We start from the raw sequence: 20,100 nt of genomic DNA, 5'->3' as shown, positions 1-20,100 counted from the left end.
ACTTAATCCTGATTTTCTATAGCTTTATAAGCTGAAATTACTTTTTTAACGAGTCGGTGGCGAATCACATCTTTATCATCCAGATAAATCATACCAATTCCTTTGATATCCTTTAAAACCAGGAGGGCTTCTTTAAGGCCTGAAATGGCGCGTTTTGGCAAATCAACCTGACCCGGATCTCCGGTAATCATGAATTTGGCATTTTTACCCATTCTTGTCAGGAACATTTTCATCTGGGGATGCGTGGTGTTTTGGGCTTCATCCAGTATCACAAAGGCATTATCTAAGGTTCTTCCTCGCATAAAAGCCAGCGGAGCGATCTGAATGGTTCCTTTTTCGATGTAACTTTCCAGCTTCTCCGGCGCAATCATATCGCGTAAGGCATCGTAAAGCGGCTGCATGTAGGGATCTAATTTTTCCCTCAAATCGCCCGGTAAAAAGCCTAAGTTCTCCCCTGCTTCTACTGCGGGACGCGTGAGAATGATTCTGCGAACCTGTTTGTTTTTTAATGCCTGCACAGCCAGAGCAACACCCGTATAGGTTTTACCGGTACCTGCAGGACCAATAGCAAACACCATGTCGTTGGTATTCATCTGTTCTACCAGTTTACGCTGATTGGCGGTTTGTGCCTTGATGAGCCTCCCTCCTACGCCGTGGACTAAAACGGCTCCGGAAGAAATGGGCGCATCGTAATCTGCTTTGGACTGACTGGTCAGTATCCTTTCAATGGCATTTTCGTCCAGAGAATTGAATTTAGAAAAATGATCTGTCAGCATCAGGAACCGCTGCTCAAATTCTTCAAGGCGCTCTTCATCACCAAAGACTTTTATCTTATTTCCTCTCGCTACAAGCTTAAGCTGCGGGTAATATTTCTTAACAAGTTCAATATTCACATTGTTGTTTCCAAAAAATTCTCTTGGATTGATTTCTGAGAGTTCTAAAATAAGTTCATTCAAAAGCGCCGATTTTAGGTTAAAAATAATAAATTCGCATAGCAAATTTACGCTTTTTTTTGACGAAATTTAGCTTCCAAATATTAACTATCTATTAAATGCCCATCATAACGCTTACTACAGATTTCGGACTCAAAGATCACTCTGTGGCTGCTGTGAAAGGCGCCTTACTCTGTGAGCTGGAGCAGGTTCACATCGTAGATATTTCTCACGAAATTTCACCCTTCAATTATACGGAAGCAGCCTATATCATTAAAAATGCTTACCATAATTTTCCTGAAAACTCCATTCATATCATCGGTGTAGATTCAGAATTGACTCCGGAAAATAAACACCTAGCCATTTATCTGGATGGCCATTATTTTATTTGTGCCGATAACGGAATCCTTTCCCTGATTTCTTCTGAAATTAAACCTGATAAAATTGTAGAAATCAACATCCACGATAATTTTGAGAGAAAGTCTAAAATTTTGGATGTATTTATAAGTGTAGCCGCTCACATCTGCAGAGGAGGAGACCTGGACGTCATCGGCAAGACCAGGATACGTATGAATGAGCTCACTCACGTCAAGCCCATTGTAAATCAGACCGAAGACCAGATTATTGGTCATATTATTTACATCGATAATTTTGGAAATGTGGTCTCCAACATCAGCAAAAAACTGTTTAAATCTGTAGCCAAAGGGAGAAAGGTGCTCATTTCTGCCAGATCTACTCATTTTAAAAATGTGTATTCCAACTATTCTGAAGCCATTAACTTCAAGATCCCAAAGGAAAACAGAGAAATGGAAGGAAAGAAAATAGCTTTGTTCAATTCATCAGATTTTTTAGAACTTGCCATTTACAAAAGCAATCCCTTAAGTGTTGGATGTGCTTCCAGCCTGTTCGGCTTAAAATATTTGGACACACTCACCGTTAAATTTTTATAGCATGCTTATAAGGATTGTCAAAATGAAATTTAAACCTGAAGCCGTAGAAGGTTTTCAAATGTTATTTCAAAAAAATAAAGAAAAGATTCGCCATTTTGAAGGCTGCCAGCGACTGGAACTCTATCAGGACCAAAAAGACCCAACATTATTTTTCACATACAGTTACTGGAACTCTGAATCGCATTTAAACGCTTACAGGCATTCTGCATTATTTGCTGAAGTCTGGAAAGCTACCAAGACGGGGTTTTCTCAAAAAGCTGAGGCCTGGAGTTTAGATAAACTCATTGAATTAAATTGATATGTTAGCAATCTTCAGTAAAGAATTCAACAGCTTTTTTTCAACTCCCATCGGTTTTATTGTGGTGGGACTCTTTTTGATTTCTACCGGAAGTTTAATTTGGATCATTCCCGGCAACTTCAATATTTTAAATTCAGGTTACGTCAATCTCATTCCATTTTTTGAAGCCCTGCCCTGGGTGTTTGTATTTTTGATTCCCGCCATTTGTATGCGAAGCTTCTCGGAAGAAAAGAAACAGGGTACCCTGGAGCTTTTACTGACTAAGCCCCTAAGCCTTAATCAATTGATTTTAGGAAAATTTCTGGGTTGCCTGGCTCTGAGTCTGATTGCTATCCTGCCTACCTTGTTTTACCTAATCAGTTTAACTGAACTTGCTGCAGAGGGAGTCGTTGTGGACTATGGCGTTATCTTCAGTTCTTACCTGGGAGTTGTTTTATTCATTTCCTGTTTTACCTCCATTGGAATCTTCGCTTCTTCTTTGAGTCATAATCAAATTATCGCTTTTATTTCAGGAACGCTCATCAGCTTGTTCTTATACTTTGGATTTGAAGGGTTTAGTGCTGTTGCGGTTGGTGATTCAGAACTTTACACGCTGGACTACTTCGGCATGCGTTATCATTACAACAGCATTACAAGAGGTATTCTGGACAGCAGAAACCTGATTTATTTCCTGAGCATCACCTTTATCTTTCTGGCACTTACACGCTATCATCTAAAGCCTACTTCAGAATGAAAAAAATCTTTGGAATACTAGTTATAATTGTGCTGGCCAATTTACTGGCTTCTGAATATTTTTTTCGTCTGGATTTTACCTCAGACGGAAGATATACCTTATCGGATTCCACCCTGGAATTGATAGATTCTATCGAAAATCCGATATTTATTCAGGTCTACCTCACAGGAGATTTGCCTGCGGAATTCAAAAGGCTTCAAACAGAAACCCGCTATATGCTGGAAGAGCTGCAAGCTTATAATTCCAACATCAAATTTGAATTTGTAAATCCGTTGGATAGCGGTCTGGAAGCTCTGGAAGTGGCCAATCGCTTTTACGAACTGGGCATGTCACCGGAGTCGCTCAATATTCGGGAAAACGGAAAAATGACCGAGCGTCTCCTATTTCCATGGGCCGTGGCAAACTACAAAAACCAGCAGACTCCGATTCAGCTCATACAAAAGACCCTTACGCAAAGCAACTCTGAGTTAATTCAGAAATCTGTAGAACATCTGGAGTATGCTTTTGCAAGTTCTTTTATTAAGTTAACGCGGGAGCGACATCAAAAAATCGCCATTCTAAAGGGCCAGGGCGAACTGCAGGACCAATACATTTCCGATTTTCTTACAACGCTGAAGCCTTATTATTTGATAGCCCCTTTTACACTGGACTCGATAAATACAGCTCCAGAACGGACTTTGGATCTGCTCAAAACCTATGATCTCATCATCGATGCTAAACCCTCTGAAGCTTTTAACGAAGAGAAAGTCTATGCTCTCGATCAATACATCATGAGCGGTGGTAAAGCGCTTTGGCTCACTGAACATGTGAATGTGGAAAAAGAACGTTTATACGAAGCTTCCAAATCGACAATAGCCCTGCCAAACGATTTGAATTTATACAGTTTATTTTTTAAATACGGTATAAGAATCAATCCTCAGCTGGTTAATGATCTGTACTCGGCTCCGATTGTTTTAGCCTCGGGAAGTGGCAATTCTACTCAACTGACCCGTTTTCCCTGGTTCTACGATCCACTGGGAAACATCGGCCAAAAACACCCCATCACCTCTAATCTGAATCCGGTAAAGTTTGAATTTGCCAATCCCATCGATACTTTACCGTCGTCTTTAAAACAGACCATCCTGTTGGAAAGTTCAGAGCTTTCAAGAATTGTGGGGGTACCTTCAGAAATAAATCTGAATGACATCACTCAGGAACCGGACCCCAGACTTTATAAAACGGGACAGTATCCATTGGCTGTTCTGGTCGAGGGCAAATTCACCTCTGCCTATCAGTCAAAATTAAAACCTTTTCAACTTCAGGATCCCTTAGAGATTAGCCCGGAAACTCAACAGGTTTTTATCGCTGACGGGGATGTCATTAAAAATCAGGTTCAATCCGGCAAAGCCCTGGAACTGGGTTTTGATCGCTACACAGGACTAACCTACGGTAACAAGACTTTTTTATTGAATACTGTCAATTACCTTTTGGGAGATGAGGACCTGGTGAATCTCAGAAACAAATCCATTCAATTGGATGCTATGGACCTGGAAGCCCTGGAAGATGAAAAATTGACCTGGCAGATCTTCAACCTGGCAATACCACTTCTGTCCATTTTGATTTTTGGAGGCGCTTTTTATTACTGGAGGCGTCAAAAATACAAAACGGATTAGCGTTTAAACCTGTCCTTATTTCTGTTGATAATCAAATAAATGACAGGAAGAATCCCTAAAGAGTTGATGAGTCCCAGGAAAATAAACCAGGCGACTTGCTTACGTCTGGCCGACTGCCATAAGGTGATGAGTTTCAAAACAACATCCACAACCAGAAGAAAAAGAAGAATACCGATCAGAAAAGAGTAGTCCTCGTAAAGCGATTGAAAATTGGGTTCGTTGACGTCCATAATTTTAAAATTTGGTCTCTAATTTAGTTTAAAATCTAAAAGAAATCGAAAAGGAGTTGATAAAATGAGTTTGCAAAACTTTTAAAATCATAAATTTGTGACTATGACCATCAATTGCAAAGGACACTTACTCGATTTATCAGCCCCTAAAGTTATGGGGGTGCTCAATTTGACTCCAGACTCATTTTATGACGGGGGTAAGTTCAAAACAGACAAAGCCGCCCTTGAACAGGTCGAGAGACATATTCGGGAAGGCATGGACATTCTGGATATTGGTGCTTACAGTTCGAGACCTGGCGCAGAGGACATCGGCGTGGATGAAGAATTACGCAGACAGGCTTCCGTTTTACAACAGGTGACCAAAGCATTTCCGGAGCTTATTATATCTGTAGATACCTTCAGGAGCAGGGTTGCCAAAGAAAGCCTGGATCAGGGCGCACATATCATCAACGACATTTCTGCCGGAAACCTGGATGAAGACATGCTGGATATGATCGCAGAGTATCAGGTACCTTATATCATGATGCACATGCGAGGAACGCCACAGACCATGAAAGGACTGACAGCGTATGACAACCTTGTTGAAGAGGTGATTTTATATTTTTCCAGACGAATTTCGGAAGCCAGAAAAAAAGGCATTTCAGATTTAATCATTGATCCGGGATTTGGATTTGCTAAAAATATAGCTCAGAATTTTGAATTATTAAATCATCTGAAAGCATTAAAAAATCTCGATTTACCTATTCTTACCGGAGTTTCGCGAAAATCTATGATTTATAAAAGTTTATCCATAGAGGCTAAAGACGCCCTGAACGGAACTACAGCACTTCATATGGCGGCCCTGATGAACGGAAGTTCTATCTTGAGAGTTCATGATGTTCTGGAAGCCAAACAATGCGTTATCTTGTACCAAAAATTGACAGAATACTAAAGCATGATAGGTTTAGATTTTTTAGAGTTTAGAATTTTAGACATCCTCGATATTGTATTGGTTTCAGTACTTTTATATTATATCTACAAGCTTGTCAAAGGCTCAGCAGCCATCAATATTTTTATAGGCATCGTCATCATTTACCTGATCTGGAAGCTTACCCAATTGCTTCAGATGGAAATGCTGAGCAGTGTTCTGGGTGAATTTATAGGCGTAGGGATGTTCGCCCTCATCGTTGTTTTCCAGCAGGAAATCCGGAAATTCTTACTGATGATAGGTTCTACCAACTTCAGCAGTAAGAACAACTGGTTTCAGCTAAGTTTTTCAAAAAGAGAAAATCAGACTCTAAATTATGTTGACATCATAGTGGAAGCTTGCAGAAAGCTGGGAACAACCAAAACGGGAGCTTTAATAGTCATCAGAAGAAACACAAAACTTGAGTTTGTTAAAAACACGGGGGATGATATGGACATCAAGGTTAACAGACCTATCATCGAATCCATTTTTTATAAAAACAGCACACTCCACGATGGTGCCATCATTATTGAAGATGGAAGAATAACCGCAACACGTGTCATATTGCCGGTGAGTAATGACAGAGATATACCGCTCAGATTTGGGCTAAGGCATCGTGCCGCAGTAGGCATAAGTGAAAAAACTGATGCTGTCGCTTTGGTGGTCAGTGAAGAAACAGGGCAGATTTCCTACCTCAAAAATGGGGAATTCAATATTTTTGATGATTTAGAAAAATTGACCGAACAAATAAAAGAAGACCTGAGCTAGTTCACTTCTTCGTGCTGAAACTGGGCTTCATAAAGATTTTTGTAATAGCCGTTTTCCTTTTTAAGCAATTCTGAATGTGTTCCTGTTTCCACAATTTTGCCCAGATCCATGACGATGATTTTATCTGCATTTTTAATGGTTGCCAGTCTATGCGCAATCACTATAGAGGTTCTGCTTTTGGTCAGTTTATCTGTCGCATCCTGAATGAGCTGTTCGCTATAGCTATCCACTGAAGAAGTCGCTTCATCCAAAACCAATACGCTTGGGTTGGAAACATAGGCTCTCAAAAAGGCAATCAGCTGGCGCTGGCCCGAGGATAACATCACTCCCCTTTCCTTTACATTATAATGATAGCTATTGGGCAGGGTAGAAATAAACTCATGGACTCCAATTTCTTTGGCCGCAGCAATCACCTGCTCTTCGGTAATCCCTTCTTTATTAAGTGTAATATTATTCAAAATACTATCGGCAAAAAGGAAGACATCCTGTAAAACTACGGCTATCTGGCTACGTAAAGCGGTGAGTTCATAGTCTTTAAGATCTTCTCCATCCACTCTGATGGTCCCGCTGTCGATTTCATAAAAACGGCTCAGCAGATTGATAACCGTACTTTTTCCTGCCCCGGTAGCACCAACGATAGCCACGGTTTCTCCCGGCTGAACTTCAAAAGAAATCCCTTTCAGGATTTCTTCGTCGGGTATGTAACTAAACCTGACGTCCTCAAAACGGATATGCCCTTTAAGTTTTGCCGGCACAAGCCTTCCTGAATTTTCAATTTTAGACTCGGTATCCAGGATTTTAAACACTCGATTGGCAGCCACCATACCCATTTGCAGTGAATTAAATTTATCGGCTATCTGTCTTAAGGGACGGAAAAGCATCTGCGATAATTCAATAAACATGACAATAATACCCAAAGACAGAACGTCGGATTCTACCACACGCAAACCACCAAACCAGACGATTAATCCTATGGTAATGGAGGTGGACATTTCTGCAATAGGAAAGAAAATAGCATTATACCATACGGTTTTGACCCAGCCTTTTCGATGTTTCCTGTTGATGTCTTTAAAGCGCTTGTATTCTTCCTCTTCCCGGTTGAATATTTGAACGATTTTCATCCCCGTGAGATGTTCCTGTACGAAGGAATTCAAATTGGAAACCTGCGTTCTAACCTCTTCAAAAGCGATTTTCATTTTCTTTTGAAACACACGGGTAGCATAAATGATAAAAGGTAAAACCGTTAAAACAAGCAGGGTCAGCTGCCAGCTTTGCCAAAACATAAACACAAGCACCACAAGCATTTTAAGGAGGTCGCTTATGATCATAAATAAGCCCTGACTGAAGATACTGGCTATGGTTTCGATATCGCTTACCGCCCGGGTTACAAGCCGGCCCACTGAAGAATTATCAAAATACTGCTTTTTGAAATTCATCATGTGTTCGAATAAGGACACACGAATATCTCGAATCACCTCCTGGCCAAGCCAGTTGGCGTAAAAAATAAAGCTAAACTGAAAAATAACTTCAGAAATGAGAACCACCAGCATTGAACTCACATAGAACACAAGGCTATCGGCATCGTTTTGAATGATCCCTTTATCGATGGTCAGTTTCAATAAATAAGGCCTGAGCACCCCTAGTCCAGACAAGGCAATGGCTGCAAAACCTACAAAATAGAACGTCTTTTTGTAAGGATTGGTGTACTTTAAGAGTCTCTTAAAGAGTTTTGTATCGAAGGCGTTACCGCTTGTATTTTCCATTTTTTTAATTCGTGAGTCCTTGTTCAGGATACTCTATTTTTTTCAAAACCAAAGCGTGAGCAGGAACAGATTTACCAGCCTTGGACCTATCTTGAGCAAGAATAATAGCGTTGAAATCCTCTACTGAAATTTTATGCAATCCTACTTCAACGAGTGTTCCAACAATAGCCCTTACCATATTTCTCAAAAACCGATTGGCTGAAATTTCAAAAAGAAGATGATTTCCCCGTTGATACCAGACCGCTTTTTTTATTTCGCAGTCAAATGTATAAACATCGGTTTTAACTTTGGAAAAAGATTGGAAATTTTTATGATTAAATAAGAGTCTGGAAGCCTTTTGCATCGCCTCCACATCCAATTCATTTTTCACAAAATAGCTCCTGCCAAGGGAAAAGGGATCCTTATACTGCACTATAGAATACTCATAGGTTCTTGAAATGGCGTCAAAACGAGCGTGAAAATCATCGTCTACCCGTTTTAGATCATGAACGGCGATGTCCGGAGGCAGTATGCTATTCAATTTGAAAATGCATTTTTTGTAATCTGTAATCCGCTGCTGACTATCGAAATGAGCCACATAACCGGACGCATGAACACCGGTGTCTGTTCGGCCAGCCCCCACCACATCCACCTGTTCCTGCAAAGCCGTCTTTAGGGCATGGTTCACCTGAGACTGAACGCTTACCTTATCCAGCTGTTTTTGCCAGCCATAGTAATGGGTGCCTACATAAGAAAGTTGAAGGTAGTATCTCACAGATAGAAAAGATTTTAAACACAAATATAAGGATAGGGATTAGATCAAAACCTAAAGCTTTATTTATCTTGCTACCAAAAAAAGATGGCTAAAGCTATTTTACTCTTAAGCGATACCCACGGCTATATAGACGACAGGATTTTGGACTGGGCTTCCAGGGCCGATGAAGTCTGGCATGCAGGAGATATAGGCGACCACAGCGTTTCCGATGCTCTGAAAGCCATCAAACCCCTCAGGGCTGTATACGGTAATATTGACGAACATGAACTGCGAAGCGAATTTCCACTAAACCAGCGTTTCACACTGGAAGGCGTAGACGTATGGATGACGCATATTGGCGGTTATCCCAACAGATACAGCAGAGACGTAAAAGAGGAAATCAAAGCCCATCCTCCAAAATTATTTATCAGCGGGCATTCTCACATACTGAAAGTCATGAATGACAAGCATTTAGGCTTGCTTCATATGAATCCGGGAGCTGTGGGTATACATGGGTTTCATCTCAAAAGAACCATGCTGAAATTCGTTTTGGATACAGGCAGGATTAAAGATCTGGAAGTGATTGACTTTGGGAAAAGAGGGAAAAGCTAAATCATAGCTAGCTTGTGCTTCATAAAATTAATAGATCGCGTTCTATTTTTATGTTTTGGGGTTATTATTATCTTTTTGGAAATATAAAAAATATCAAACCTATGGGCTATTATCTGTTTGCAGGGATTGAATAAAAGAATCTGAAGGATTCAAATGCTTATAGCAAGTGTGAGACGAATTCAATGCGACTCCGATGGGGTCGAATAATCACGCTGCATCATATCTATAAAGATGTCATCCCTTCGGGATTAAAGAAATAAATAGTTAGCAGGAATAGGATGGCATGGATTGAACAAAAGAATCTGAAAAACTAAAATAGCCTGGGGTTAACAGCACCGCTAAGGTAGGTTTCGAAAAATCAAAAAACGAAAGTCTTTTTCAATTATCAACTTATCAAATTATTCTCAGGTGAATGATTCTATTTCAATAAATTTATTCAGGTTAGGCTTTAAGTGAAGGCTAGTTTATAATAATTCATAGTTTTTAAAGCTATCTTCCAAAAGAGTTCCCGGATTAAATTATTTAGAAGGTTTTAAGCTTACTTTCTTGAAGATTGATTTCTAACGCAGGCATAATCAGCATAAAAAAAGGAAAACCCTAAACGCAAAAAACCCCGAGTGGCTGCTCGGGGTTTTCATGCACTAACATTACTAAGATTTCAGGTTTATCGCAATCGATCCACAGATTTTACAAGATCTTCGTCCTTCTTGATAGCCTTGTTGGCCAGAGCAATAAAAACGATAGAAATTATAGGAAGAAGCATCCCAATACCCTTCTCTGAGATATCCATCTCTCCAGGTAATTTTAGCGTCCAATATGCAAAAACACCTACTAAAACAAAGTTCAATATGATATTAATTCGTCCTAAAACGAATTGACGTTTTCTTTTCTTAAATGAAAATAAAGTAATGATCGAAATCAAAACCGATATGAAAAACAAAGATATGGCTACAGGTTGAGATAGCGCATAGATTTCTACATTTTCTGAAGTAATCCATAAGGGCAGATAAAAACTAAGCACGCCATTAAGCAAGATGGCTATAAGTAAATATAAGCTTTGAATTCTTTGTATCATTTGTTAATTGTTGAACAGCAAAAATAAGAGAATAATTGAGAATTAATATTTATAAATAAAATAAAGTTGTATAATTGCAATGTCTTCGGACTAACGCTTTCCTAAGCGTTTACAAATCATCAATTTAAATTCGAATCTCCCTCGAAACTATTTAATTTCAAAAAATATCAATGTTAGAAATTATTGAACTAAAGTCTAGAAAACTTTCAGACTTACAAGAAATTGCAAAAGAATTAAAAGTTCCAAAATTTAGAAGTCTTAAAAAATTAGACCTCATCTACCAAATCTTGGACTATCAGGCTGCCAACCCTGAGAAGATGAAAGAAATTCTTAGCAAAGAAAACACAGGACAAGAATCTTTGTCCAAAGACAAGGCGTCAAATACTGAATCGCCTTCTAAAGAAAAACCTTCAGAATCGTCTTCGAAAGAAAAATCCGCTGAACCTTCCAAGGAAAAGCAGACGGATCAGGAAGATCAAACTTCAAAGAAACCACGCAAAAGAGTTCAAAAAGGAGAGCCGAAAAAGGCACCTAAAAACCCTTTTGAAGCGAGTGACAAATCCAAGAAAGAAGATAAATCCAAGTCTGAAGCCAAACATCCAAAAAAAGACAATTCTTCAGATAAAGCTTCCTCTAAGCCTGCACAGGACAAGAAATCAGCGCAGCAACCACAACAAAACAACGAGTCTAAAGAAAAGAAGGTTCCTCAACATAATCACCCTGCTAAGGAGAATACTCAAAAAAAATCACCTTCCCAGAAATCTCAGAATCCAAAGCATCAGAATCCTAAATCCAGGAATGAAAATAAGTCTAACGACAAAAATGGAAACAGAGACAGCCGCAATAAATACAAAGATCCTGATTTCGAATTTGATTCTATCATCGAAAGTGAAGGGGTTCTGGATTTAATGCAGGACGGGTATGGATTTTTAAGATCTTCAGATTATAATTATTTGTCGTCTCCGGATGATATTTACCTGTCTCAGTCTCAGATTCGTCTTTTTGGCTTAAAAACAGGGGATACTGTTCTTGGTGAAGTAAGGCCTCCCAAAGAAGGAGAGAAGTACTTCCCTCTGATCAAAATCAAAAAAATAAACGGATTAGATCCTAAGATTGTTAGAGATCGTGTTTCATTTGAGCATTTAACCCCTCTTTTTCCGCAGGAAAAATTCAAGCTGGCCGAAAAACAGAGCACACTGTCTACACGAATCATCGATTTGTTTTCACCTATCGGGAAAGGACAAAGAGGTATGATTGTTTCTCAGCCAAAAACGGGTAAAACCATGCTGTTGAAAGATATCGCCAATGCGATAGCGGCCAACCATCCTGAAGTATACCAGATCGTTTTATTGATTGATGAACGTCCGGAGGAAGTTACCGACATGCAGAGAAATGTAAGAGGTGAAGTGGTTGCTTCTACCTTCGACAAAGAAGCTCATGAGCATGTACGTGTGGCCAACTTAGTGATTGAAAAAGCAAAAAGACTGGTAGAATGCGGTCATGATGTGGTCATCTTACTCGACTCCATCACGCGGTTGGCCAGAGCTTACAATACAGTACAGCCTTCAAGTGGTAAAGTCTTGAGTGGTGGTGTAGATGCGAATGCTCTTCATAAGCCAAAGCGTTTCTTTGGAGCTGCCCGTAATATCGAGAACGGAGGTTCTCTATCTATTATAGCAACAGCACTTACAGATACCGGCTCTAAAATGGACGAAGTGATCTTTGAAGAATTTAAAGGAACCGGAAATATGGAACTTCAGCTGGATAGAAAAATTGCCAACCGAAGAATATTCCCAGCTATCGATTTGACTTCATCAAGTACCCGTCGAGATGACCTTCTTTTAGGAGATGATCAAATACAGAAAATGTGGATCATGAGAAAATACTTAGCAGATATGAATCCTATAGAAGCGATAGAATTCCTCAACCAAAGAATAAAAGACACCAAATCCAACGAAGAATTTTTAATGTCTATGAATGGCTAATCTTCCTTTGTTAACAAACACAAAAACCCCATTTGAAATTTCAAATGGGGTTTTTATTTAAGATCTAATATGCTTTTAAAACTTCGCAGATATCTTAATAAAAATGTCCAGTCGAGCACAGTCGAGACGTTTGTGTAAACTTTCAACTGTAGTAGTTTTCCCCAGTAAAATCTCAGGACTTGGACCTGCCTGCTGAACTGGCAGATGAACTAAAGCTGCGTGAACCATAAAATCATCCTTAAGATGTTTAATCTGTAGCTACTTTGTAATCAGATGGATCTTCTAAAATATTGACATCTATGATTTTTTCAGCTTTGACAAGTAAAGTCAAAGAGTCTGTAGAGAGGTTTTGGAGATGAACCTTTTTCCCCACCTTATGGTAACGCTCTGTGATTTTATTCAAAGCTTCGATAGCAGACATATCTACCACCCTGCTTTCCTTAAAATCGATTATGATATCGTCCGGATCGTTGAGGACGTCAAACTTCTCTGCAAACACAGTAGTAGATCCGAAAAACAAAGGACCGTAGATTTCATAATGTTTAACACCGTTTTCATCGATGCGTTTTCTGGCTCGAATCCGCTTGGCATTATCCCAGGAAAACACCAGAGCAGCAATGATTACCCCTACCAGGACGGCAAGTGCCAGGTTATGAAGAACAACCGTCACCAGCATAACCAAAAGCATGACCAAAATGTCGGATTTTGGCATACGCCTGAATGTTTTTAGACTGGCCCACTCAAAAGTTCCAATCGCCACCATAATCATAAGCCCGGTGAGAGCCGCCATTGGCAATTGCTCTATAATACTCGCACCGAACATAATAAAGGCCAGCAGAGCGACCGCAGCAACAATACCGGAGAGTCTTGCCCTGGCTCCACTGGAGATGTTGATCAGACTTTGACCAATCATAGCGCAGCCCCCCATGCCTGAGAAAAATCCCGACAGGATGTTCGCACTTCCCTGGGCTATAGCCTCACGATTTCCATTACCGCGTGTCTCGGTAATTTCATCCACTATATTAAGAGTCAGTAAACTTTCGATTAAACCTACACCGGCCACAATAGCAGAATAAGGCAAAATAATCATTAAGGTTTCAAAGGTAAATGGCAGTTCTGGAATATGAAATGGCGGAAAACCACCACTGATAGAGGCTAAATCTCCAACCGTACTGGTTGATATTCCACCAAAATATACAATGCCAAAAACCACCAGTATCGCCACCAAAGAGGCGGGGACTGCTCGTGTCAGTTTAGGCAACAACCAGATGATCAGCATCGTCAAAATGACAAGGCTCAGGATGATGAACAAATTACTCCCTGTAAGCCATGCTCCTGATGGATCTTTAAACTGATCGAGCTGAGACATAAAAATAATGATGGCCAGACCATTTACAAAGCCAAAGATGACAGGGTGCGGCACAAGTCTCATCAACTTACCGAGTTTCAAAAGTCCTGCAGCTGCCTGAAAAATTCCAGCCAACACAACAGCCGCAAAAATATATTCCACACCATACTGCATGGAAAGAGAAACCAGGACCACGGCGATAGCGCCTGTAGCCCCTGAAATCATGCCGGGACGTCCTCCAAATATGGAAGTAATCAATGCCATCATAAACGAGGCATATAGACCGGTTAAGGGGGATAATCCTGCCATGAAGGAAAAGGCTACCGATTCCGGAATCAGGGCTATAGCAACTGTGAGCCCGGACAGGACCTCAATTTTATAGTCAACTTTCTGTTTGAAATTGAATAAATTGAATAATTTTTTCATCTGTGTGTTAAAAATTTAATGAGCTCTGAGATGAATTACAGTGAGAAAAGAAGAATACTAAATCCTGCTATAAACTAACGGTAATATAGGCATGCAAAAGTTTGCAAATGTAGAGGATTAACAAAAAACAAAGGGAGTAACAACCGCCTTTTTTTTAATCGAACGCGGTTCAAAATAAAAAGCTGATAATCAATTGATTATTTCCTGTGATTTTGATTTAGAGGGCTGATAATCTCGATATCCTGAAATTGAATTGCAGCTTTAACGATGGAGTTGATAGACTCCTGTAAAGCTTTAATGATATGGGATTTCAGTTCATTTTCATGGTGGACCAGACTTATTTCTCTGGACGGGTAGGGTTTTTTGAAAAACTTCACGTGTTTCTGTTTCTCATCTTTAAGGTCCAGCGTGTGTAAATACGGTAGCAAAGTCATTCCCAGGCCTTCATCAGATAGTTTGATAAGGGTCTCAAAACTCCCGCTTTCCAGGTAAAATTTACGCTGATCTGGCAGATTTTGCACACTCTTGCAGAGGTTGAGGATATTATCTTTAAAGCAATGCCCGTCTTCCAGAAGTAAAACTTCATCCACATCCAAATCTTCAGCTGTAATGTCCTTACTCTTTGATAACCTGTGCTGCTCGGGTATGTAAGCCATAAAAGGCTCGTAGTAAAGCGGTTTTTCCTTTATTTTATCATTGCCAAGAGGCGTAGCGGCTATGCCTGCGTCCAAATGGCCTTCGCTGAGCTTTTCAATGATAACCTCTGTATGAAGTTCCTCAATCTTCAGATTAATTTTAGGGTATTTTCTGACAAAATTCTTTAGAAACATAGGGAGAAGCGTAGGCATGACTGTAGGAATTATACCCAACTTAAACTCACCGCCTACAAAACCTTTTTGCTGATCGACGATATCTTGGATCCTTACGCTTTCGTTGACGATATTTTTGGCCTGCTCTATGATTTTCTCACCTACTGGAGTTAATTTGATAGGTTTTTTGCTTCTGTCAAAAATTTTGACATTCAGTTCTTCTTCTAGCTTCTGGACTTGCATACTCAGTGTAGGCTGAGTCACAAAGACCTTTTCGGAAGCTTTGGTAAAATTTTTATATTCTGCGACAGCAAGCACATAGGTAAGTTGCGTGATAGTCATTTTCAGTAATTTTCGGTAAAAATACGATACTATTAGAGAATCGTATAATTCTATAAGTTGTTATTATGATACTTTGAGGAAATTATTAATAGGGATCAACATTTAAAATCACCTTAACAGATCGGAACTGGGCTATAGATTTGAACTTGTCTACCCCCGTTTTCAGATAGTATTTTGTTTTAGACAGAGATTGCTCCTGGGGAATTTTGATTAAAATATTCTTATGATATTCATTTCTAATTCTGGATATACCCGGAAATTCAGGCCCTAAAACATGGCTTGTGAAAATTTGCCTGTAATACAGCGCAAGCCAGTCTGAAGCTTGATTGAGCTTGTTAAGATCTCTGGATTTGAAGGTGACTTTTACCATTCTATACAAGGGCGGATATTTGAAATGTCGCCTTTCATCCAGTTGTTCTTTAAACATTTCATCATAGCTGTTGGTGGTTACCTGCTGTAAAATACGATGATAGGGATTGTAGGTTTGAATGAGAACCTGTCCCTGCTCCTCCGTTCGTCCTGCTCTGCCCGCAACCTGAACCAGTAATTGGAAACTTCGCTCATGAGCTCTGAAATCCGGAAAGTTTAACAAACTATCGGCATTCATCACCCCCACAAGTTTCACATGCCTGAAATCCAAACCTTTGGTTAACATCTGAGTTCCAACCAGTATATCGATCTCGCGATTCTCAAACGCGGATATAATCTTTTCATACGCATATTTCCCACGCGTGGTGTCCAGGTCCATGCGTTTGATGACTTTGTTTTCAAAGAGGGAATTCAGTTCAGTCTCGATTTGTTCGGTACCAAAACCTTTGGTCGTTATATCGTTGGAACCGCAGGCCATGCATTTGGTTTGCATAGCAATATGATAACCGCAGTAATGACACCTCAGTGTGTTATTGTGCTTGTGATAGGTAAGACTCACATCACAGTTAGGGCATTGGGGAGCATGTCCGCAGGTATTACATTCCAAAATCGGTGAATATCCTCTCCGGTTTTGAAAAAGAATAACCTGCTGCCCTTCTTTTAAAGTCGTTTCAATAGCCTTAATCAGGGTTTCAGAGAAATGCCCTGTCATTTTCTGTTTTCTCTGCTGATCTTTCAAGTCCACTAATTCTACTTTGGGTGGAACGACATTGCCAAAGCGTCTGCTGAGCTGTGCAAAAGCGTATTTATCCTGCTTCACATTATAGAAGCTTTCAAGACTCGGCGTTGCGGTTCCCAGAAGTGTTTTTGCCTTAAAAAAAGAAGCCAGGACAATCGCCGTATCTCTGGCGTGATAACGGGGAGCCGGATCAAATTGTTTAAAACTGCTCTCGTGAGCCTCATCCACCACGACCAGACCAAGATTTTGAAAGGGTAAAAAGATGGAGGACCTAGCTCCGATTACAATTTTGCCCTTGCTGTCTTCGAGAATGTGCCTGTAAACCTCCACCCTTTCATTAACGGAGTATTTGCTGTGGTAAACCAGGACTTCATCGCCAAAAAAATCCTGTAACCGCTGAATAAGCTGGGTGGTCAGGGCGATTTCAGGCAACAGGTAAAGAACCTGTTTTCCCTGATTAACCACTTTTTCTATCAACTTGATGTAAACTTCAGTTTTCCCTGAGGAGGTTACCCCCTTCAATAAACATACGGGCAGTTTCTCAAAGCCATGTTCGATGTCTTCCAAAGCTTTTTGCTGGTATTCATTCAGATTTATTTTTGAACTGGAGGCCTCTCCCTGATACACGACCCGGTCTTTCCTGACGTAATATTCTTCAAAAATCGATTTATCCACCAAGGCTTTGACCACCGCTTCAGAAACTCCTGCTTCTTCTTTTAAGACTTTGGCGGAAACGGGTTGTTTTGTCTGAGCTTCAAGACTAAACAATTTCAGCAGTGCCTGCTTTTGTTTCTTGGCCCGTTCAAGGCTTTCCAGAAGACCTGGCAATTCGGTTTCAGATGCAAAATGGTCGGCAAGTTTGATATATTTCTGGAGTTTGGGCTTGTATTGCCTGTTGAGTTCCTGATTGATGAGAATCATCCCTTTTTCGGCCATAGCATTGATGACCGGAAAAATAGTTTTCTTATCAAGAATCAGGATAATCTCACTGATTTTCAAAAGACTTTGTTTCTGAAGCGCCTGAAGAATTAAGTATTCGCTGTCATTCAGTTCTTCAGCTTCATCGATTGCTGTAAGGTCAAAATCTGGATGAGGCTCAATAACCGTTTCACTTTCAATCAAAAGCGCACTGGGCAGAGCTGATTTTAAGATTTCTCCTTCCGTGCATAGATAATAATCGGCCATCCACTTCCAAAGTTTAAGCTGGTAAGCTGTTACCGTAGGGGTATTATCCAGCAATTCTTCCACAGGTTTGGCTTCATAGCGCAAAGGTGGCTTCTCGTGTATATGGGCAACGATACTGGTATAGACCTTTCGTTTACCAAAAGGAACGGCCACGCGCATTCCAAGTTCGAGACGCTGTCTTTCCTCATCTGTAATGGAATAGGTAAATCTTTGATCTAAAGCTAAGGGAACAATGACATCGATATAGAAAGGCATGAAAACAACGTATTAGAATTTATTTCTCAACTCTCTTCCACTTCTGGGTTCTGTAAAAAAAAGCAACATAGCCTCTTACCAGTAAGGTATTGGGCTTACCCTCTTCAATCCAAATCTTGGCATCGTAGGTTTTACCCTTTTCAGGATCCGTTATTTTTCCTCCGGTATATTTTTCGCCCTTTTTAGAAAGGCCTCTTAAAATAACCATATGTTCTATTTTCTGGTTTTTTAAATCGCCCTTACATTTAGTGCACCGCAGGTCTCTTTTATCTTCTCTAAGAATCTTTTTTACCTTACCATAAACCTCTCCGTCTTTTTCATAAATTTCAACAATGGATTTGGCAACACCGGTATCCTCATCTATGGTTTTCCATTCCCCAAAGACTTCCTGAGAAAAAATAAGGTTTCCATAAAGGAAACCTATGCAAATCATGACTAATTTCATGGACTACTGGTTTAACATCCCTTCCATCAAATCTTTATCGGCAGGCTTTTCGCCGAACCAGATTCCAAACAATACCTTTTTGAAATCTAAACCTTCAATCCTTCCCAGTTCTTTATCATTTTTAAAAACGACAATCCCGGTTCCAGGAGTGTAACTGATATCAAACACATCATTTTTGGTGATTTCTTCAGAAAAGAATGCTTTGAATTTATCGATTTTAGGTCTGAAAGCTTTCGTATTGCCGTCTGTAGAATTCTCAAAACCATCTTCCACAGCAGAACTCATTTTGTCACTGGAAATCAATCCGGAAACAATATGAAGCTTTATAACCATGGGCACATCTGCATTCCTTACATTTGGCGCCGCATTCATTTCCTCGGCGGTGTAAAGTCCTCCTGCATACATATCCATCCAGTATTTTTCTCGTACACCAGCACCGTTTAGATTCAACTGGGTTTCGCCAATTTCAAACGTATTTGGTAGTACAACACCAGCAATTTCTGTTTGAGCAAAAGCAGATATTGTTATAAAGAAAGCCACAATCATAAAAAAGCCTGTTTTCATAAATTTAATTTTTTAAGGTTTGGGATTTTTGTTTTAAGTTATACAGTGAGCCATTTAATTCGAACCCCAATAAAAGAATATTGGAGTTTAACCAAATATATAACATGAGTATTAATAATGCACCAATCGAACCATATAGTTTGTTATACGCACTAAAATTTTCAACATAAACAGAAAATAAATAAGTGGTCAGGATGATTAAAATGGTGGTGAAAAATGAGCCCAGTGAAAAAAAACGGGTTTTCTTTCCTTCTTTGGTTCCGAAGTAATAGAGCGTAGAGATTCCAAGGACCAGAACCAGAATCAGAATGGCAAAACGACCGTATTTGACCAGCAAAAGCGAATCGCCTACCACACCAATACTTTTAAACTGATCTATCAGAAAACTGAAATAAACGGTGGCTATCACGGCAATCAAAAGCAAAATAGCTACGATGATAGCAACCCCTACAGCCACGAAGTATTGTCTTAAAAACGGTCTGTTGATTTGGGTATGGTAAGAGAATTCAAAGCTTGTAAAAATAGCATTGACCCCGTTAGACATCAAAAAGATGGAGAGTAAAAAAACAAAGGAAAGCAATCCTGCCCGGGGGTTATTGGCGATATCGTAAAAAATATCCTGAAACATCCCAGAGGTTTGGGGAGGGAGCAAATTTTCGAGATAATTGAGTAATTCCTGTTGAAAATCATCGATAAACCAGACAAAGGGGATCAGATTCAGTATGAAAAGCAAAAAAGGAAAGATGGCCATAAAAAAGCTAAAGGCAATGGCGCTTGCTCTCGTAGAAAAGGTTCCTTTTAAAATCCCAAGGGTATATAAACTTAATAAATCGTAAAGTGTAAACCCTTGGCGACCTCGTAAATTTTTCTGGTTTGCCCAGTATGCAATTTTGGAAATTACTGGGATTTTTTTAAGGGTATCGCTTATTTCGGTAGCCATC

The 20,100-nt window shown here is 39.8% G+C and carries 19 protein-coding genes; 8 read left to right on the top strand and 11 right to left on the bottom strand.

Annotated features, from left to right (window positions below; translation table 11 throughout):
- Nucleotides 1-2 precede the first annotated feature (2 nt).
- Nucleotides 3-956 (bottom strand): PhoH family protein, encoded by a 954-nt coding sequence (locus G3567_RS03750; protein WP_164003988.1) that lies wholly within the window; start codon nucleotides 954-956, stop codon nucleotides 3-5.
- 95 nt (nucleotides 957-1,051) lie between these two features.
- Between G3567_RS03750 and G3567_RS03745 the strand changes: the two genes are divergently transcribed.
- Genes G3567_RS03745 through gldG form a run of 4 tightly spaced genes read left to right on the top strand, consistent with a single transcriptional unit; the run spans nucleotide 1,052 to nucleotide 4,565 of the window.
- Nucleotides 1,052-1,882, top strand: a complete 831-nt coding sequence (locus G3567_RS03745; RefSeq protein ID WP_164003987.1) for an SAM hydrolase/SAM-dependent halogenase family protein — start codon at nucleotides 1,052-1,054, stop codon at nucleotides 1,880-1,882.
- A gap of 1 nt (nucleotide 1,883) precedes the next feature.
- The gene (locus tag G3567_RS03740) at nucleotides 1,884-2,180 is read left to right on the top strand and encodes a putative quinol monooxygenase (protein WP_164003986.1); all 297 of its coding nucleotides are present in this window, start codon (nucleotides 1,884-1,886) and stop codon (nucleotides 2,178-2,180) included.
- Nucleotide 2,181: 1 nt separating this feature from the next.
- Nucleotides 2,182-2,913 (top strand): gliding motility-associated ABC transporter permease subunit GldF, encoded by a 732-nt coding sequence (gene gldF / locus G3567_RS03735; protein ID WP_164003985.1) that lies wholly within the window; start codon nucleotides 2,182-2,184, stop codon nucleotides 2,911-2,913.
- The gene (gene gldG / locus G3567_RS03730) at nucleotides 2,910-4,565 is read left to right on the top strand and encodes a gliding motility-associated ABC transporter substrate-binding protein GldG (RefSeq protein ID WP_164003984.1); all 1,656 of its coding nucleotides are present in this window, start codon (nucleotides 2,910-2,912) and stop codon (nucleotides 4,563-4,565) included. The genes gldF and gldG overlap by 4 nt, the downstream gene beginning before the upstream one ends.
- Here the strand turns inward: gldG and G3567_RS03725 are convergent.
- Entirely contained in the window at nucleotides 4,562-4,795 is a 234-nt protein-coding gene (locus G3567_RS03725; protein WP_164003983.1) for a DUF5652 family protein, read from the bottom strand. The genes gldG and G3567_RS03725 overlap by 4 nt on opposite strands.
- A 103-nt stretch (nucleotides 4,796-4,898) precedes the next feature.
- Here G3567_RS03725 and folP point away from each other — a divergent pair, with 103 nt between their 5' ends.
- The gene (gene folP, locus G3567_RS03720; protein WP_164003982.1) at nucleotides 4,899-5,726 is read left to right on the top strand and encodes a dihydropteroate synthase; all 828 of its coding nucleotides are present in this window, start codon (nucleotides 4,899-4,901) and stop codon (nucleotides 5,724-5,726) included.
- Nucleotides 5,727-5,729: 3 nt separating this feature from the next.
- Nucleotides 5,730-6,509, top strand: coding sequence for a diadenylate cyclase CdaA (gene cdaA / locus G3567_RS03715; protein WP_164003981.1), 780 nt, complete (start codon nucleotides 5,730-5,732; stop codon nucleotides 6,507-6,509).
- Here the strand turns inward: cdaA and G3567_RS03710 are convergent.
- Together G3567_RS03710 and truA are read right to left on the bottom strand one after the other, a co-directional pair.
- On the bottom strand, nucleotides 6,506-8,272 hold the full coding sequence (locus tag G3567_RS03710; RefSeq protein ID WP_164003980.1) for an ABC transporter ATP-binding protein: 1,767 nt from the start codon (nucleotides 8,270-8,272) through the stop codon (nucleotides 6,506-6,508). The genes cdaA and G3567_RS03710 overlap by 4 nt on opposite strands.
- A gap of 4 nt (nucleotides 8,273-8,276) precedes the next feature.
- Nucleotides 8,277-9,026 carry a tRNA pseudouridine(38-40) synthase TruA gene (truA, locus tag G3567_RS03705; protein WP_164003979.1) on the bottom strand — a complete coding sequence of 250 codons (750 nt, stop codon included), beginning with the start codon at nucleotides 9,024-9,026 and terminating at the stop codon, nucleotides 8,277-8,279.
- A gap of 84 nt (nucleotides 9,027-9,110) precedes the next feature.
- Between truA and G3567_RS03700 the strand changes: the two genes are divergently transcribed.
- Complete coding sequence (locus G3567_RS03700; RefSeq protein ID WP_164003978.1) at nucleotides 9,111-9,617, top strand: metallophosphoesterase family protein; 507 nt, start codon at nucleotides 9,111-9,113, stop codon at nucleotides 9,615-9,617.
- Between the two features lie 664 nt (nucleotides 9,618-10,281).
- On the opposite strand, the gene G3567_RS03695 is transcribed toward G3567_RS03700, so the two are convergent.
- The gene (locus G3567_RS03695) at nucleotides 10,282-10,692 is read right to left on the bottom strand and encodes a DUF4293 domain-containing protein (RefSeq protein WP_164003977.1); all 411 of its coding nucleotides are present in this window, start codon (nucleotides 10,690-10,692) and stop codon (nucleotides 10,282-10,284) included.
- Between the two features lie 170 nt (nucleotides 10,693-10,862).
- On the opposite strand from G3567_RS03695, the gene rho reads away from it, so the two are divergent.
- Nucleotides 10,863-12,677: a transcription termination factor Rho gene (gene rho, locus G3567_RS03690; RefSeq protein WP_164003976.1), complete on the top strand. Its 1,815-nt coding sequence runs from the start codon at nucleotides 10,863-10,865 to the stop codon at nucleotides 12,675-12,677.
- 247 nt (nucleotides 12,678-12,924) lie between these two features.
- On the opposite strand, the gene G3567_RS03685 is transcribed toward rho, so the two are convergent.
- The 6 genes from G3567_RS03685 to G3567_RS03660 form a co-directional block, all read right to left on the bottom strand.
- Complete coding sequence (locus G3567_RS03685) at nucleotides 12,925-14,451, bottom strand: SulP family inorganic anion transporter (protein WP_164003975.1); 1,527 nt, start codon at nucleotides 14,449-14,451, stop codon at nucleotides 12,925-12,927.
- A 197-nt stretch (nucleotides 14,452-14,648) separates the two neighbouring features.
- Nucleotides 14,649-15,602 (bottom strand): hydrogen peroxide-inducible genes activator, encoded by a 954-nt coding sequence (locus G3567_RS03680; protein ID WP_164003974.1) that lies wholly within the window; start codon nucleotides 15,600-15,602, stop codon nucleotides 14,649-14,651.
- An 85-nt stretch (nucleotides 15,603-15,687) separates the two neighbouring features.
- Nucleotides 15,688-18,150 carry a replication restart helicase PriA gene (gene priA / locus G3567_RS03675; protein WP_164003973.1) on the bottom strand — a complete coding sequence of 821 codons (2,463 nt, stop codon included), beginning with the start codon at nucleotides 18,148-18,150 and terminating at the stop codon, nucleotides 15,688-15,690.
- 19 nt (nucleotides 18,151-18,169) lie between these two features.
- Entirely contained in the window at nucleotides 18,170-18,595 is a 426-nt protein-coding gene (locus G3567_RS03670; RefSeq protein WP_164003972.1) for a DUF2147 domain-containing protein, read from the bottom strand.
- Between the two features lie 3 nt (nucleotides 18,596-18,598).
- Nucleotides 18,599-19,159 (bottom strand): chalcone isomerase family protein, encoded by a 561-nt coding sequence (locus G3567_RS03665; protein ID WP_164003971.1) that lies wholly within the window; start codon nucleotides 19,157-19,159, stop codon nucleotides 18,599-18,601.
- A 4-nt stretch (nucleotides 19,160-19,163) separates the two neighbouring features.
- Nucleotides 19,164-20,099: a YihY/virulence factor BrkB family protein gene (locus G3567_RS03660; RefSeq protein ID WP_164003970.1), complete on the bottom strand. Its 936-nt coding sequence runs from the start codon at nucleotides 20,097-20,099 to the stop codon at nucleotides 19,164-19,166.
- Nucleotide 20,100 lies beyond the last annotated feature (1 nt).

Origin of the sequence: Psychroflexus aurantiacus, assembly GCF_010820555.1 — a bacterium.
Taxonomy (GTDB): domain Bacteria; phylum Bacteroidota; class Bacteroidia; order Flavobacteriales; family Flavobacteriaceae; genus Psychroflexus; species Psychroflexus aurantiacus.
The sequence above is the reverse complement of the archived record's forward strand: the minus strand, read 5'-3'. Positions and strand labels throughout refer to the sequence as shown.